Origin of the sequence: Pseudomonas sp. PICF141 (assembly GCF_002286815.1) — a bacterium.
Taxonomy (GTDB): domain Bacteria; phylum Pseudomonadota; class Gammaproteobacteria; order Pseudomonadales; family Pseudomonadaceae; genus Aquipseudomonas.
On the sequence record NZ_MUNM01000014.1, the window covers coordinates 66,336 to 82,499 of the forward strand.

Genomic DNA, 16,164 nt, shown 5'->3' on the forward strand with positions numbered 1-16,164 from the left:
TTGCCCCCAGTCAAGGAAAGGCCCCGACCTCCCCGCTCATCCAACCTCGACAAATTGTCTCGATTCGATGAACGGAACAGCCAGGGCCTTACGCTCATTTACCGCAAAACTCAGTTACCGCTCGAGTTCAGCGCTTCGGTCAGTGCAGCTTCCACTTCACTGGCGCTTACGCGCAACGGTTTGTCAGCATCACGGCGGCGCTTGCGCTCGCTGTGGTAAGCCAGACCGGTACCCGCCGGGATCAAACGACCCACGACTACGTTTTCTTTCAGGCCGCGCAAGTAATCGCGCTTGCCGGTTACCGCCGCTTCGGTCAATACGCGAGTGGTTTCCTGGAAGGAAGCCGCCGAGATGAACGATTCGGTGGACAACGACGCCTTGGTGATACCCAGCAGTACGCGAGTGAACTTGGAAACGAATTTCTCGTCGCCAGCCAGACGCTCGTTCTCTACCAGAACGTGAGTCAATTCCATCTGGTCGCCCTTGATGAAACTGGAATCGCCGGATTCAGCGATTTCAACTTTACGCAGCATCTGACGCAGGATGGTCTCGATGTGCTTGTCGTTGATCTTCACGCCTTGCAGACGGTAAACGTCCTGGATCTCGTTCACGATGTACTTGGCCAGCGCACTCACACCCAGCAGACGCAGGATGTCGTGTGGATCGCTCGGGCCGTCGGAGATAACTTCGCCGCGGTTTACCTGTTCGCCTTCGAAGACGTTCAGGTGACGCCACTTCGGAATCAGCTCTTCGTACGGATCGCTGCCGTCGTTCGGGGTGATAACCAGACGGCGCTTGCCTTTGGTTTCTTTACCGAACGCGATGGTGCCGCTGACTTCAGCCAGAATCGAGGCTTCTTTCGGACGACGGGCTTCGAACAAGTCGGCAACACGCGGCAGACCACCGGTGATGTCACGGGTCTTCGAAGTCTCTTGCGGAATACGAGCGATAACATCACCGATCGCGATTTTCGCACCATCCGCTACACCAACCAGGGCGTTAGCAGGCAGGAAGTACTGAGCGATTACGTCGGTACCCGGCAGCAAGAGATCCTTGCCGTTGTCATCAACCATCTTCACAGCAGGACGGATATCTTTACCGGCAGCTGGACGGTCTTTGGCGTCGAGTACTTCAATGTTGGTCATACCGGTCAATTCGTCAGTCTGACGCTTGATCGTGATGCCTTCTTCCATGCCTACGTAGGTCACGGTACCTTTCATTTCGGTAACGATTGGGTGAGTGTGCGGATCCCACTTGGCCACGATTGCGCCAGCGTCGACCTTGTCACCTTCTTTAACCGAAATCACAGCACCGTACGGCAGCTTGTAACGCTCGCGCTCACGACCGAAGTCATCAGCGATCGCCAGCTCACCGGAACGGGACACAGCAACCAGGCACCCATCGACTCGCTCAACGTGTTTCAGGTTATGCAGACGGACGGTACCGCCATTCTTCACCTGAACGCTGTCGGCCGCGGAGGTCCGGCTTGCCGCACCACCGATGTGGAACGTACGCATGGTCAGCTGGGTACCCGGCTCACCGATGGACTGGGCAGCGATAACACCGACCGCTTCACCAATGTTCACCTGATGACCACGAGCCAAGTCACGGCCATAGCATTTGGCGCAAATGCCGTAGCGGGTTTCGCAGCTGATTGGCGAACGCACGATCACTTCGTCGATGCTGTTCAGCTCGATGAATTCGACCCACTTTTCGTCTACCAGAGTACCGGCAGGAACGATGACTTCTTCGGTACCCGGCTTGAACACGTCACGGGCAATGACACGGCCCAATACGCGCTCACCCAACGGCTCAACAACGTCACCGCCTTCAATGTGCGGAGTCATTACCAGGCCATGTTCGGTGCCGCAATCGATCTCGGTTACTACCAGATCCTGCGCCACGTCTACCAGACGACGAGTCAGGTAACCGGAGTTCGCAGTTTTCAACGCGGTATCCGCCAAACCTTTACGAGCACCGTGAGTAGAGATGAAGTACTGAAGTACGCTCAAACCTTCACGGAAGTTCGCAGTAATCGGCGTTTCGATGATGGAGCCGTCCGGCTTGGCCATCAGGCCACGCATACCGGCGAGCTGACGGATCTGCGCAGCAGAACCCCGTGCGCCCGAGTCGGCCATCATGTACATCGAGTTGAACGACTCCTGGTCGACTTCGACGCCATGACGGTCAATGACTTTCTCTTTCGAGAGGTTGGCCATCATCGCCTTGGAAACTTCGTCGTTCGCCTTGGACCAAAGGTCGATCACTTTGTTGTACTTCTCGCCCTGGGTTACCAGGCCGGAGGCGTATTGGCTTTCGATCTCTTTCACTTCGTCGGTGGCTGCACCGATGATGCGAGCTTTTTCATCCGGGATAACGAAGTCGTTAACACCGATGGAAACGCCGGAGATGGTCGAATAAGCAAAACCGGTGTACATCAACTGGTCAGCGAAGATCACAGTCTCTTTCAGACCAACCACGCGGTAGCACTGGTTGATCAGCTTGGAGATCGCCTTTTTCTTCATCGGCAGGTTGACGACGTCGTATGACAGACCTTTTGGCACAACCTGGAACAACAGCGCACGGCCAACAGTGGTGTCGACGATACGAGTGTTGGTCACGCTGCCGCCATCGCGGTCGTTGACGGTTTCGGTGATCCGCACTTTGACTTTAGCGTGCAGTGCGGCTTCGCCAGCACGGAACACACGGTCAACTTCCTGCAGATCCGCAAACACACGACCTTCGCCCTTGGCGTTGATCGCTTCACGAGTCATGTAGTACAGACCCAATACAACGTCCTGCGACGGAACGATGATTGGCTCACCGTTGGCTGGCGACAGAATGTTGTTGGTCGACATCATCAACGCACGCGCTTCCAGCTGGGCTTCCAGTGTCAGCGGTACGTGCACGGCCATTTGGTCGCCGTCGAAGTCGGCGTTGTACGCAGCACAGACCAGAGGGTGCAGCTGGATAGCCTTACCTTCGATCAGTACCGGTTCAAACGCCTGGATACCCAGACGGTGAAGAGTCGGTGCACGGTTGAGAAGAACCGGGTGTTCGCGAATCACTTCAGCGAGAACGTCCCAAACCTCTGGCAGTTCGCGCTCGACCATCTTCTTGGCTGCTTTGATGGTGGTAGCAAGACCACGCATTTCCAGCTTGCCGAAAATGAACGGCTTGAACAGCTCCAGAGCCATCTTCTTCGGCAGACCGCACTGGTGCAGGCGCAGGGTCGGGCCAACGGTAATTACCGAACGACCGGAGTAGTCAACACGCTTACCGAGCAAGTTCTGACGGAAACGACCCTGCTTACCCTTGATCATGTCAGCCAGGGATTTCAGAGGACGCTTGTTGGAACCGGTGATAGCGCGACCACGACGACCGTTGTCGAGCAGTGCGTCGACAGCTTCCTGCAACATACGCTTTTCGTTGCGCACGATGATGTCCGGAGCGGACAGATCGAGCAGACGCTTCAAGCGGTTGTTACGGTTGATCACTCGACGATACAGGTCGTTGAGGTCGGAAGTCGCGAAGCGACCGCCATCCAGCGGGACCAGTGGACGCAGATCTGGCGGCAGAACCGGCAGAACGGTCAGCACCATCCACTCTGGCAGGTTGCCGGAACCCTGGAAGGCTTCCATCAACTTCAGACGCTTGGACAGCTTCTTGATCTTGGTTTCGGAGTTGGTTTGCGGAATTTCTTCACGCAGACGACCAATCTCGTGCTCCAGGTCGATAGCGTGCAGCAGTTCGCGGACAGCTTCGGCACCCATGCGGGCATCGAAATCGTCGCCGAACTCTTCCAGCGCTTCGAAGTACTGCTCGTCGTTGAGCAACTGACCCTTTTCAAGGGTGGTCATGCCTGGATCGATAACGACATAGCTCTCGAAGTAGAGAACGCGTTCGATATCACGCAGGGTCATGTCCATCAGCAAGCCGATACGGGACGGCAGCGATTTCAGGAACCAGATGTGGGCAACCGGCGAGGCCAGTTCGATGTGCGCCATGCGCTCACGACGAACTTTTGCCAGCGCGACTTCAACACCGCACTTCTCGCAGATCACACCACGGTGCTTCAAGCGCTTGTACTTACCGCACAGGCACTCGTAATCCTTTACCGGGCCAAAGATCTTGGCGCAGAACAGGCCGTCACGCTCAGGTTTGAACGTACGGTAGTTAATGGTTTCCGGCTTTTTAACTTCACCGAACGACCACGAACGGATCATCTCAGGCGATGCCAATCCAATACGGATGGCGTCGAACTCTTCGACTTGACCCTGGTTTTTCAGCAAATTCAGTAGGTCTTTCAAGGCCTTTCCTCCTGGCGGAGCAGAGAGCGGGCAATCCTGCCCCGCTCTCGATTCGCGTCACGTGTTATTCGGTTTCCAGATCGATATCGATGCCGAGGGAACGAATTTCTTTGATCAACACGTTGAAGGACTCGGGCATGCCCGGCTCCATACGGTGATCGCCGTCCACGATGTTTTTGTACATCTTGGTCCGACCGTTCACATCGTCCGACTTCACTGTGAGCATTTCTTGCAGAGTGTAAGCAGCACCGTATGCTTCCAGTGCCCAGACCTCCATCTCCCCGAAACGCTGACCACCGAACTGTGCCTTACCACCCAGCGGTTGCTGGGTAACCAGGCTGTACGAACCGGTAGAACGAGCGTGCATCTTGTCGTCTACCAAGTGGTTCAGCTTCAGCATGTACATGTAGCCAACAGTAACCGGGCGCTCGAACTTGTTGCCCGTACGGCCGTCGGTCAGCTGCATCTGGCCGCTTTCTGGCAGGTCTGCCAGTTTCAGCATGGCCTTGATTTCGCTTTCCTTGGCACCGTCGAACACTGGAGTGGCCATTGGTACGCCGCCACGCAGGTTTTTCGCCAGATCCAGGATTTCCTGGTCGGAGAAGCTATCCAGATCTTCGTTACGGCCGCCGATCTGGTTGTAGATCTCGTCCAGGAAAGTGCGAAGCTCGGCAACTTTACGCTGCTCTTCGACCATCCGGTTGATCTTCTCGCCCAGACCTTTGGCCGCGAGGCCCAGGTGGGTTTCCAGGATCTGACCAACGTTCATACGCGAAGGTACGCCCAACGGGTTGAGGACGACGTCGACCGGGGTGCCATTGGCATCGTGCGGCATGTCTTCAACCGGCATGATCACGGAGACCACACCCTTGTTACCGTGACGACCGGCCATCTTGTCGCCCGGCTGGATGCGACGACGGATTGCCAGGTAAACCTTGACGATTTTCAGCACGCCTGGAGCCAGGTCATCGCCCTGCTGCAGTTTGCGCTTCTTGTCTTCGAACTTGTCGTCCAGCAGACGGCGGCGATCAACGATGTAGGCCTGAGCCTTCTCGAGCTGCTCGTTCAGAGCATCTTCAGCCATGCGCAGTTTGAACCACTGACCATGCTCAAGACCGTCGAGAATTTCGTCGGTGATGTCCTGACCTTTCTTCAGACCGGCGCCGCCTTCGGCTTTGTGGCCGACCAGAGCGGAACGCAGACGTTCGAAAGTGGCGCCTTCAACGATACGGAACTCTTCGTTCAAATCCTTGCGGATCTCGTCGAGCTGAGTCTTCTCGATCGACAGTGCACGAGCATCACGCTCAACGCCGTCGCGGGTGAAGACCTGTACGTCGATGACAGTACCCTTGGTACCGGTAGGCACACGCAGGGAAGTGTCTTTAACGTCGCTGGCTTTTTCACCAAAGATGGCACGCAGCAGTTTTTCTTCCGGAGTCAGTTGGGTCTCGCCTTTCGGAGTGACCTTACCGACCAGGATGTCGCCTGCGCCAACTTCAGCACCTACGTAAACAATACCGGCTTCGTCCAGTTTGTTCAGTGCAGCTTCACCCACGTTCGGGATGTCTGCAGTGATTTCCTCTGGCCCAAGCTTGGTGTCACGTGCCACACAGGTCAGTTCCTGGATGTGGATCGTGGTGAAGCGGTCCTCCTGAACAACACGCTCGGACAGGCAGATGGAGTCTTCGAAGTTGAAGCCGTTCCACGCCATGAACGCGATGCGCATGTTCTGACCCAAAGCCAGCTCACCCATATCGGTGGACGGACCGTCGGCCATGATGTCGCTGCGCTGAACCCGATCACCCTTGCTCACCAGCGGACGCTGGTTGATGCAGGTGTTCTGGTTGGAGCGGGTGTACTTGGTCAGGTTGTAGATATCGACACCGGCTTCACCGGTTTCAACTTCATCATCAGCAACGCGAACCACAATACGGCTGGCATCGACGGAGTCGATCACGCCGCCACGACGAGCCACGACGCAAACGCCGGAGTCACGGGCTACGTTACGCTCCATGCCGGTACCGACCAGCGGCTTGTCAGCGCGCAGGGTTGGTACAGCTTGACGCTGCATGTTCGAACCCATCAACGCACGGTTGGCGTCGTCGTGCTCGAGGAACGGGATCAGCGACGCCGCAACCGAAACTACCTGCTTGGGCGATACGTCCATCAAGGTGACGTCTTCCGGCGCCTTGACGGTGAATTCGTTCAAGTGACGAACAGCTACCAGCTCGTCGACCAGGACTTTCTTGTCGTTCATCGTGGCCGAAGCCTGAGCGATCACGTGATCAGCTTCTTCGATGGCGGACAGGAACACGATCTCGTCGGTGACCAGGGCGTCTTTCACCACACGGTACGGGCTCTCGAGGAAGCCGTACTGGTTGGTGCGCGCATAGGCAGCCAAGGAGTTGATCAGACCGATGTTCGGACCTTCCGGCGTTTCAATCGGGCATACACGACCGTAGTGAGTCGGGTGTACGTCACGCACTTCAAAGCCAGCACGCTCACGAGTCAAACCGCCAGGGCCGAGTGCAGAGACACGACGCTTGTGGGTGATCTCGGACAGCGGGTTGTTCTGGTCCATGAACTGGGAAAGCTGGCTGGAACCGAAGAACTCTTTCACCGCCGCAGCCACTGGCTTGGCGTTGATCAGGTCTTGCGGCATCAGGCCTTCGCTTTCAGCCATAGACAGACGCTCTTTGACCGCACGCTCAACACGTACCAGGCCAACGCGGAACTGGTTTTCGGCCATTTCGCCTACACAGCGAACACGGCGGTTACCCAAGTGGTCGATGTCATCGACGATGCCTTTACCGTTACGGATGTCGACCAGAGTCTTCAGTACCGCAACGATGTCTTCCTTGCACAACACGCCCGAACCTTCGATCTCGGTACGACCGATACGACGGTTGAACTTCATCCGGCCGACCGCAGACAGGTCATAGCGCTCAGGGCTGAAGAACAGGTTGTTGAACAGAGTCTCGGCAGCGTCTTTGGTTGGCGGCTCGCCAGGACGCATCATGCGATAGATCTCGACCAGCGCTTCCAGTTGGTTGCTGGTGGAGTCGATCTTCAGAGTGTCGGAGACGAACGGACCGCAGTCGATATCGTTGGTATATAGAGTTTCGATGCGAACAACCTGGGCCTTGGCGATTTTTGCCAGGATTTCGGTGCTCAGCTCGGTGTTGCACTCTGCCAGGATTTCGCCGGTTGCCGGATGCACGATGACCTTGGCGGTAGTGCGACCCAGGACGTAGTCCAGAGGCACTTGCAGCTCTTTGACCCCTGCTTTTTCCAGCTGGTTGATGTGGCGAGCAGTAATACGGCGACCTTGCTCGACAATAACCTTGCCTTTGTCATCCAGGATATCCAGGACAGCAATTTCACCACGCAGGCGCTGAGGCACCAGTTCCAGGCTGAGGTTTTCACCTTGCACGTGGAAGACGTTGGTGGTGTAGAACGCGTCGAGCACTTCTTCAGTGGTATAGCCCAGTGCGCGCAGCAGTACCGATGCAGGCAGCTTGCGACGACGGTCGATACGCACGAACACACAGTCTTTCGGGTCGAACTCGAAGTCCAGCCACGAACCGCGGTAAGGAATGATGCGCGCGGAGTACAGCAGTTTGCCGGAGCTGTGCGTCTTGCCACGGTCGTGGTCGAAGAACACGCCCGGGGAACGGTGCAGCTGGGAAACGATTACACGCTCGGTACCGTTGATTACGAAGGTACCGTTTTCAGTCATCAGGGGGATTTCACCCATGTAGACTTCTTGCTCTTTGATGTCCTTGATCGCTTTGTTCGACGATTCTTTGTCGAAAATGATCAGACGCACTTTTACCCGCAAAGGTACGGCGTAAGTTACACCGCGCAATACGCATTCTTTGACATCAAATGCCGGTTCGCCCAGGCGATAACCGACGTACTCCAGCGCAGCATTGCCGGAGTAGCTGATGATCGGGAAAACGGATTTGAAGGCCGCATGCAGGCCCACGTCGCGGAACTGATCTTTAGTCGCTCCCGCTTGCAAGAATTCACGATACGAATCCAGCTGGATGGCCAGGAGGTACGGCACATCCATGACGTCCGGCAACTTGCTAAAGTCCTTGCGGATACGTTTTTTCTCAGTATATGAGTAAGCCATCAGCGTTCCCCAGCTTGGTCACCTGCTTGTTTGGCCCCTCCCGACGGGAGCAGCCAGAAAATCGTGCAAACCCCATGGTTTGCGCCACCGCATCGGGTGGTTACAGCACGTTATGGGCACCGACCGAGTCGGCTGCCAATAACGGAAAAAGGCCGGTGGCAAGAGCCACCAGCCATCAGCCTGTCGCTTAACGCTCGGGCTGGAGGAGCAAAGTCGATGCTTACTTCAGCTCGACTTTAGCGCCTGCCTCTTCCAGAACTGCTTTGGCTTTGTCAGCTGCGTCTTTGGCAACAGCTTCCAGAACCATGGCAGGAGCGCCGTCAACTACAGCCTTGGCTTCTTTCAGGCCCAGACCGGTCAGTTCACGTACAGCCTTGATCACGTTAACTTTCTTCTCGCCAGCTTCGGTCAGCATGACGTTGAATTCAGTTTGTTCTTCAACAACGGCAGCAACAGCAGCTGGACCAGCGGAAGCAGCGGCAGCAGAAACGCCGAACTTCTCTTCCATGGCCTTGATCAGCTCAACGATTTCCAGAACGGATTTTTCGCCGATTGCTTCGATGATTTGGTCGTTAGTCAGAGACATGACTATAAATTCCTGTATTGGGGTGACAGCCTACGCGGCCATCGAAATAAACAATAAACGCTGAAAGGAGTCGCTCAGCCTTAGGCTGCGGCAGCTTCTTTCTGGTCGCGAAGGGCCGCCAGAGTACGAGCCAATTTGCTGGTTGCGCCTTGAATCACGCTCATCAGCTGAGAAATTGCTTCGTCACGGGTCGGCAGACTTGCCAGTACGTCGATCTGATTAGCTGCGAGGAACTTGCCCTCGAACGCAGCTGCCTTGATCTCGAACTTATCCTGACCTTTTGCGAATTCTTTGAAGATACGAGCAGCAGCGCCCGGATGTTCTTTCGAAAATGCAATCAAGGTCGGGCCGGTGAACACGTCGTTGAGCACGTCATATTGAGTGCCAGCAACGGCGCGCTTGAGCAGGGTGTTACGTACAACACGTACGTAAACGCCAGCTTCACGAGCCTCTTTACGGAGTCCGGTCATAGCGCCAACTGTCACGCCGCGGGCATCAGCCACAACAGCAGACAGGGCAACATTGGCAGCCTCGTTGACTTCAGCGACGATGGCCTTCTTGTCTTCGAGTTTAATTGCCACGGGTTTAACTCCTGCTTGTTACCGTTTCATCCAACCGAAGCCGGATGTCGTTTTGGTGTCTGATTCGGTAAGGAACCGGGAGCACCATCTGCGTAGGCTTGTGGTTTAAGACTTGCGTCGCCTACGGTCTTGGATAGCCCCCGCCAGGCAGGGACCCCAATCTTTCATTGGCGCAATCGCTTGCGCCAACCTGTGTCTTACGCGTCGAGCGAGCCTTGGTCGATGACCAGACCTGGACCCATGGTAGTGCTCAGGGTAACGCGCTTGACGTAAATACCTTTCGAGGAAGCTGGCTTGATACGCTTCAGATCAGCGATCAGGGCTTCAACGTTTTCCTTCAGCTTGACGGCATCGAAGCCAACTTTGCCAACGGAGGTGTGGATGATGCCGTTTTTGTCGGTGCGATAACGAACCTGACCAGCCTTGGCGTTTTTAACCGCGGTAGCTACGTCTGGAGTTACGGTGCCGACTTTAGGGTTAGGCATCAGACCACGTGGACCGAGGATCTGACCCAACTGACCTACAACGCGCATTGCATCCGGGGATGCGATAACTACGTCATAATTCAGGTCGCCGCCTTTCATTTCAGCAGCCAGGTCATCCATACCTACACGGTCAGCGCCGGCAGCCAGAGCGGCCTCGGCAGCTGGACCCTGGGTGAACACAGCTACGCGAACGGTCTTGCCAGTGCCGTGTGGCAGCACAGTAGCGCTACGAACAACCTGGTCAGATTTACGCGGGTCAACGCCCAGGTTTACAGCAACGTCGAACGACTCGCTGAACTTGACAGTCGACAGCTCAGCCAGCAGAGCGGCAGCGTCTACAAAATTGTAGGACTTGCCTGCTTCGATTTTGCCGGCGATAGCCTTTTGACGCTTGGTCAACTTAGCCATTACACACCCTCCACGTTAAGGCCCATGCTACGAGCAGAACCGGCGATAGTACGCACGGCTGCTTCCATATCAGCTGCAGTCAGATCCGCGTTTTTGGTTTTCGCGATCTCTTCCAGCTGAGCACGGGTCACGGTGCCAACCTTAACGGTGTTCGGACGAGCGGAGCCGCTAGTCAGACCAGCAGCCTTCTTCAGCAGAACCGAAGCAGGTGTGGATTTGGTTTCAAAAGTGAAGCTACGGTCGCTATAGACAGTGATGATCACTGGAGTCGGCAGACCTGGCTCAATACCCTGAGTACGGGCGTTGAAAGCCTTGCAGAACTCCATGATGTTCACGCCGTGCTGACCCAGAGCAGGACCAACGGGTGGGCTTGGGTTAGCCTGAGCGGCCTTCACTTGCAGCTTGATGTAAGCGGTAATCTTCTTGGCCATGAGGCACTCCAATTACGGGTTCGAACGCCTCGAAAGGCTCCCCGGTTACTTGCGCGTTTATCCCAGTGACGACAAAACCCCACAGCCTGGGGCTGTGGGGTTGGGATGCTTGCTCAGCTAGACCTTTTCGACCTGGCTGAACTCTAGCTCTACCGGAGTAGAGCGACCGAAAATGAGCACTGCCACTTGGATCCGGCTCTTCTCGTAGTTAACTTCTTCAACCGTGCCAGTAAAATCAGCAAACGGCCCGTCATTGACGCGTACCGACTCACCTGGCTCGAACAGCGTCTTCGGCTTCGGCTTGTCGCTACCATCAGCAACGCGACGCAGAATCGCTTCTGCCTCTTTATCTGTGATTGGCGCAGGCTTATCAGCAGTACCGCCGATAAAACCCATCACCCGAGGAGTATCCTTGACCAAGTGCCAAGTCCCCTCATTCATGTCCATCTGAACCAGCACGTAACCTGGGAAGAACTTACGCTCGCTTTTGCGCTTCTGGCCATTACGCATTTCAACCACTTCTTCAGTGGGAACCAGAATTTCGCCAAAGCCATCTTCCATGCCAGCCAGCTTTACGCGCTCTATCAACGAGCGCATGACATGCTTCTCGTAACCGGAGTAAGCATGCACAACGTACCAACGCTTAGCCACGGGACACCCTTAGCCGACAATCAAGGAAACAAGCCAACCGAGCAGGGAATCAAGCCCCCACAACAGCAACGCCATAACCAGAACAACAGCCACAACGATCAGCGTGGTCTGCGTGGTTTCTTGGCGAGTTGGCCAAACGACTTTACGAATCTCGGTGCGAGCTTCCTTAACCAGTACAAAGAAAGACTTGCCCTTGACTGTCTGCAGGCCTACAAAGGCAGCTACAGCAGCAATGACAAGCAAAGCGAGTACGCGGTACAGGATCGGCGAAGCAGAGTAATACTGATTGCCAACAACGCCAACAACCACCAAAGCGACTACTACTAGCCACTTGAGCAGATCGAAGCGAGAGCCTTGAGCTTCAGCTTTAGGAGTCATCTATGAAGATCCTGTGAAAAGAAAGCCAGACACACCGAGTGAATCTGGCAGGTCAGGAGGGAATCGAACCCCCAACCTACGGTTTTGGAGACCGTCGCTCTGCCAATTGAGCTACTGACCTAAAACAAAATCAGGCCGACCATTATGCCGGCCCGAAAAAGACATTACAACAACTTACTCGATGACTTTTGCAACGACACCAGCGCCGACGGTACGACCGCCTTCACGGATAGCGAAACGCAGACCATCTTCCATCGCGATGGTTTTGATCAGGGTAACGGTCATCTGAACGTTATCACCCGGCATCACCATCTCAACACCTTCTGGCAGCTCGCAGTTACCAGTCACGTCAGTCGTACGGAAGTAGAACTGTGGACGGTAGCCTTTGAAGAATGGCGTATGACGACCACCCTCCTCCTTGCTCAGAACGTAAACCTCAGCAGTGAACTTGGTGTGCGGCTTGACGGTGCCCGGCTTGACCAGAACCTGGCCACGCTCAACATCATCACGCTTGGTGCCACGCAGCAGAACGCCGCAGTTCTCACCCGCACGACCCTCGTCGAGCAGCTTGCGAAACATCTCAACACCAGTGCAAGTAGTTTTGACAGTGTCACGAAGACCAACAATCTCAACTTCTTCCTGAATGCGAACAATGCCACGCTCAACACGACCAGTCACAACAGTACCGCGACCAGAGATCGAGAACACATCCTCGATCGGCATCAGGAACGGCTTATCGATAGCACGTTCAGGCTGCGGAATATAGCTATCCAGAGTCTCGACCAACTTCTTGACGGCGGTGGTGCCCATCTCGTTGTCGTCTTGACCATTCAACGCCATCAGCGCCGAACCAATAATAATCGGAGTGTCGTCACCCGGGAAATCGTAAGTGCTCAGCAGATCGCGCACTTCCATTTCAACCAGCTCCAACAGCTCAGCATCATCAACCATGTCAGCCTTGTTCAGGAAGACAACGATGTATGGAACGCCAACCTGACGGGACAACAGGATATGCTCACGAGTTTGCGGCATTGGGCCATCAGCAGCCGAGCAAACCAGGATCGCACCGTCCATCTGCGCAGCACCGGTGATCATGTTCTTCACATAGTCAGCGTGGCCTGGGCAGTCAACGTGCGCATAGTGACGCACAGCCGAATCGTACTCAACATGAGCAGTGTTAATGGTAATACCACGAGCCTTTTCTTCCGGGGCGCTATCGATCTTGTCGAAGTCAACCTTTGCCGAACCGAACACTTCGGAACAGACTCGAGTCAGAGCGGCGGTCAAAGTTGTCTTGCCGTGGTCTACGTGACCAATGGTTCCAACGTTGACGTGCGGCTTGTTACGCTCGAACTTTTCCTTAGCCATCGAAATCACCCCTAGCAGAAGAATTAAGCAAGTACTATCAGCCATTAAAACAAAGGCAGATATTTTCATATCTGCCTTGTTATATGGAGCTCTTGAGCGGATTTGAACCGCTGACCTCACCCTTACCAAGGGTGTGCTCTACCAACTGAGCTACAAGAGCGTAACACTTTGCAGGACCTGCAAACTTGGAGCGGGTAGCGGGAATCGAACCCGCATCATCAGCTTGGAAGGCTGAGGTTCTACCACTAAACTATACCCGCGGAGCTTGCAGCTCTCGCTAAAAATGGTGGAGGGGGAAGGATTCGAACCTTCGAAGTCGTAGACGTCAGATTTACAGTCTGATCCCTTTGGCCGCTCGGGAACCCCTCCTAAGCGAGCCGGCATTCTATATCATGCCAGCCTTCTGTCAAGCATTTTCTCATTAAAAACCTGAGGTTAGCTGCGTTGACCTCGCTTCGCACTGCTGACCGTTAAAGGTCTTCACTGCGGAGCGGGCGCCATTCTATGCAAACTATTCGACGGGTGCAACCCCCTCGCATGGCATTATTTTATGTTTTAACTCATTGAATTCTCTAGAAAGGTTTTGCAACTGCGAGTCACCCAGCAAACGCCCGCTTTCCGGGGATATACGCACCCAGTAACCAGGATATTCGGGGCGATCCTTCGGCAGGGGCTGGAACTTGATATCCATGTCACTCAATCGACGCTCAATCACCTGGGCGACATCCTGTCGAGCAACCCCTCCCAGATAGAAACAATTGCTATCCGTCTGCGCAGATTTTCCTTTGTCTCGAGCCTCGGCTGCCTCGCTCAATAAACGAATATCCTGCTGCGAACCACGATATAAACTCAAGGGGGTTACATCTTTCGCGCGAAGTGGAGCCTCCTGCTGGTGCCAGACGTAATAGAACACATTGAGAACAAGCAACAGCAGGAACAACCAACGCATAAAAACCTCAGGATAAGGGACACGCCATCGCCAAACCTACAAATACCAGGTCTGGAACCACTCTGGCCTCGGGCACAATTTCGGAGACCAGCTCAGCATCTCCTCCAGTCAGAAAGACTGCGAAATCCTCTCCCCAATAATTGCGCGCCAACTCTAGCTGAGTCAGGACAAACCCCCTCAACATTAGCAAACAACCTCGCTCGACCGCTTCAACGGTTGTGCGCCCTGGAACAAGACTCTCCAACGCGCGCTCGGCAGCAAGATCTCCATAGCGAATTCTACGGGTATGGGTGCGCAATTGGTTGCGCATCAAAGGCATTCCCGGACAGATAAATCCTCCGAGATGCTCACCATCCTTTGCAATATAATCAGCCGTAACAGCCGTACCGAAGTCGAGCACCAAACAAGCACCCGAAGCCAGATGAAAGCCCCCGAGCATTGCAAGCCACCGATCAAGCCCTAGCCGCTCGAACTCCTCATAGCCATTTCGAACCCCGGACATCTCACGAGCCGGTGCCGCGCACACCACGGAAACGCCAAAAGCGTCGGTCAGCAGTGATATCAGCGCATTGGTTTCTTCGGAGGTTCTGACACTGACCAAACGACAATGCATGAGAGCGAGACCCTTAAGCCCTTTCAAGCTCTCCAGTAATGCGAAATTCGAATCAACGACCCCCTCGCCAACTACCCGCCGGACATCCTCGCCGAGCACGCGCCATTTGATGAAACTGTTTCCACAATCGAGCTCAAGAATCATCACGCAACCTCAGACTGAGCTCGCCACCGCTAAAAACCTTTTCCACACCATCCACCTTTAAGCGCAAGGCACCTTGACTGTCGATACCCAGAACTTCCCCATCTATCTGATGAACACCGGCAATCAATGACACCGCCCGGCCCTGCCATAGATGATTTTGCTCCCACTCAGCCTGGATAGCCGAAAATCCGCCCGCCTGATGACGATTTAAGTAGGTCTTAAGCATTAGCCCTAGCTCCGCAACCAGATGATTGCGATCAACCGCCTTACCTGACTCGAGCCTCATGGATGTCCACTGCTGATCAACCTCATCGGTCATCTGCATGTTCACATTAATTCCGACCCCAATCACCACATGACATACATCAGCAGGATCCCCCACTAACTCAAGCAGTATCCCGGCGATCTTCTGCTGCCCCACAAGAACGTCATTTGGCCACTTCAACCCAACGCCTGAAACACCAAGCTGCCGCAAGGCTTGCATCACGGCAAGCCCGACGACAAGACTCAAGCCCTCCAGCTGGCGCATCCCACCATCAATGCGCAGCACCAGGCTGTAATAGATGTTTTCCGCGAATGGGCTCACCCATTTGCGTCCTCGCCGCCCGCGACCGGCCGTTTGCCGCTCAGCCAGCACCAGAAAGGGTGCCGACTGACCACGCTCAATAGCACGCAAAGCCTCAGCATTTGTAGAATCAATTGAATCGAAGACTAGAATGGGCCACTCACAAGAAGGCGCCCGCGCGCTTATTTGCGCAGGATCAAGCAGTGTCAACGGCGCAGCCAATTGATAGCCGCGACCGCGTACTTTGTGTATGGATAAGCCGAGTTCAGCTTCCAAGTGCTGAAGCTGCTTCCATACAGCGCTACGACTGACCCCCAAGGCAGTGCCGAGGGCTTGGCCCGAATGGAATCGACCATCCTTAAGAAGCTTTAACAACGTCAGCATGCAAGTCTCGCCTCACAATGAGGCCCGCATGATAGCCATGCCCCAGGCTGTTGCATAGAAACCCACAAGCGAGATTTTCCTGCGGACAAAACAAAACCCCTACCTGCAGATGCAGATAGGGGTTTCGGAATTTGATCTTGACGATGACCTACTCTCACATGGGGAAACCCCAC

General features: G+C 55.0%; 12 protein-coding genes and 4 tRNA genes. All 16 read right to left on the reverse strand.

The window, feature by feature from the left end; genetic code table 11:
* Positions 1-110: 110 nt before the first annotated feature.
* A complete protein-coding gene (gene rpoC / locus BZL43_RS01075; RefSeq protein WP_095630594.1) occupies positions 111-4,310 on the reverse strand; it encodes a DNA-directed RNA polymerase subunit beta' in 4,200 nt (1,399 codons plus the stop codon).
* A 64-nt stretch (positions 4,311-4,374) separates the two neighbouring features.
* Positions 4,375-8,448: a DNA-directed RNA polymerase subunit beta gene (rpoB, locus tag BZL43_RS01080; RefSeq protein ID WP_095630595.1), complete on the reverse strand. Its 4,074-nt coding sequence runs from the start codon at positions 8,446-8,448 to the stop codon at positions 4,375-4,377.
* Positions 8,449-8,668: 220 nt separating this feature from the next.
* A complete protein-coding gene (rplL, locus tag BZL43_RS01085; protein ID WP_084319630.1) occupies positions 8,669-9,034 on the reverse strand; it encodes a 50S ribosomal protein L7/L12 in 366 nt (121 codons plus the stop codon).
* Positions 9,035-9,114: 80 nt separating this feature from the next.
* On the reverse strand, positions 9,115-9,615 hold the full coding sequence (gene rplJ, locus BZL43_RS01090; protein WP_007896629.1) for a 50S ribosomal protein L10: 501 nt from the start codon (positions 9,613-9,615) through the stop codon (positions 9,115-9,117).
* A 197-nt stretch (positions 9,616-9,812) separates the two neighbouring features.
* On the reverse strand, positions 9,813-10,508 hold the full coding sequence (gene rplA / locus BZL43_RS01095) for a 50S ribosomal protein L1 (RefSeq protein WP_007896626.1): 696 nt from the start codon (positions 10,506-10,508) through the stop codon (positions 9,813-9,815).
* Positions 10,508-10,939, reverse strand: coding sequence for a 50S ribosomal protein L11 (gene rplK / locus BZL43_RS01100; protein WP_008008888.1), 432 nt, complete (start codon positions 10,937-10,939; stop codon positions 10,508-10,510). Before rplK ends, rplA begins: the two co-directional genes overlap by 1 nt.
* 117 nt (positions 10,940-11,056) lie before the next feature.
* On the reverse strand, positions 11,057-11,590 hold the full coding sequence (gene nusG, locus BZL43_RS01105) for a transcription termination/antitermination protein NusG (protein ID WP_007933727.1): 534 nt from the start codon (positions 11,588-11,590) through the stop codon (positions 11,057-11,059).
* Between the two features lie 9 nt (positions 11,591-11,599).
* A complete protein-coding gene (secE, locus tag BZL43_RS01110) occupies positions 11,600-11,968 on the reverse strand; it encodes a preprotein translocase subunit SecE (RefSeq protein WP_007896620.1) in 369 nt (122 codons plus the stop codon).
* A gap of 45 nt (positions 11,969-12,013) precedes the next feature.
* Positions 12,014-12,089, reverse strand: a tRNA-Trp gene (locus BZL43_RS01115).
* Positions 12,090-12,142: 53 nt separating this feature from the next.
* Positions 12,143-13,336 (reverse strand): elongation factor Tu, encoded by a 1,194-nt coding sequence (gene tuf / locus BZL43_RS01120; RefSeq protein ID WP_007896619.1) that lies wholly within the window; start codon positions 13,334-13,336, stop codon positions 12,143-12,145.
* An 84-nt stretch (positions 13,337-13,420) separates the two neighbouring features.
* Positions 13,421-13,496 (reverse strand) — tRNA-Thr (locus tag BZL43_RS01125).
* Between the two features lie 26 nt (positions 13,497-13,522).
* A tRNA-Gly gene (locus BZL43_RS01130) sits at positions 13,523-13,596 on the reverse strand.
* A gap of 24 nt (positions 13,597-13,620) precedes the next feature.
* Positions 13,621-13,705, reverse strand: a tRNA-Tyr gene (locus BZL43_RS01135).
* Between the two features lie 142 nt (positions 13,706-13,847).
* A complete protein-coding gene (locus tag BZL43_RS01140; RefSeq protein ID WP_095630596.1) occupies positions 13,848-14,285 on the reverse strand; it encodes a hypothetical protein in 438 nt (145 codons plus the stop codon).
* 7 nt (positions 14,286-14,292) lie between these two features.
* The gene (locus BZL43_RS01145; RefSeq protein ID WP_095630597.1) at positions 14,293-15,042 is read right to left on the reverse strand and encodes a pantothenate kinase; all 750 of its coding nucleotides are present in this window, start codon (positions 15,040-15,042) and stop codon (positions 14,293-14,295) included.
* The gene (gene birA / locus BZL43_RS01150) at positions 15,032-15,991 is read right to left on the reverse strand and encodes a bifunctional biotin--[acetyl-CoA-carboxylase] ligase/biotin operon repressor BirA (protein WP_095630598.1); all 960 of its coding nucleotides are present in this window, start codon (positions 15,989-15,991) and stop codon (positions 15,032-15,034) included. Before birA ends, BZL43_RS01145 begins: the two co-directional genes overlap by 11 nt.
* Positions 15,992-16,164: the final 173 nt, after the last annotated feature.

Bases quoted from the DNA above. Each gene is read 5' to 3' on its own strand.
- rpoB (WP_095630595.1), bottom strand. From the start codon at position 8,448: ATGGCTTACTCATATACTGAGAAAAAACGTATCCGCAAGGACTTTAGC.
- rplL (WP_084319630.1), bottom strand. From the start codon at position 9,034: ATGTCTCTGACTAACGACCAAATCATCGAAGCAATCGGCGAAAAATCC.
- rplA (WP_007896626.1), bottom strand. From the start codon at position 10,508: ATGGCTAAGTTGACCAAGCGTCAAAAGGCTATCGCCGGCAAAATCGAA.
- rplK (WP_008008888.1), bottom strand. From the start codon at position 10,939: ATGGCCAAGAAGATTACCGCTTACATCAAGCTGCAAGTGAAGGCCGCT.
- secE (WP_007896620.1), bottom strand. From the start codon at position 11,968: ATGACTCCTAAAGCTGAAGCTCAAGGCTCTCGCTTCGATCTGCTCAAG.
- tuf (WP_007896619.1), bottom strand. From the start codon at position 13,336: ATGGCTAAGGAAAAGTTCGAGCGTAACAAGCCGCACGTCAACGTTGGA.
- BZL43_RS01140 (WP_095630596.1), bottom strand. From the start codon at position 14,285: ATGCGTTGGTTGTTCCTGCTGTTGCTTGTTCTCAATGTGTTCTATTAC.
- BZL43_RS01145 (WP_095630597.1), bottom strand. From the start codon at position 15,042: ATGATTCTTGAGCTCGATTGTGGAAACAGTTTCATCAAATGGCGCGTG.
- birA (WP_095630598.1), bottom strand. From the start codon at position 15,991: ATGCTGACGTTGTTAAAGCTTCTTAAGGATGGTCGATTCCATTCGGGC.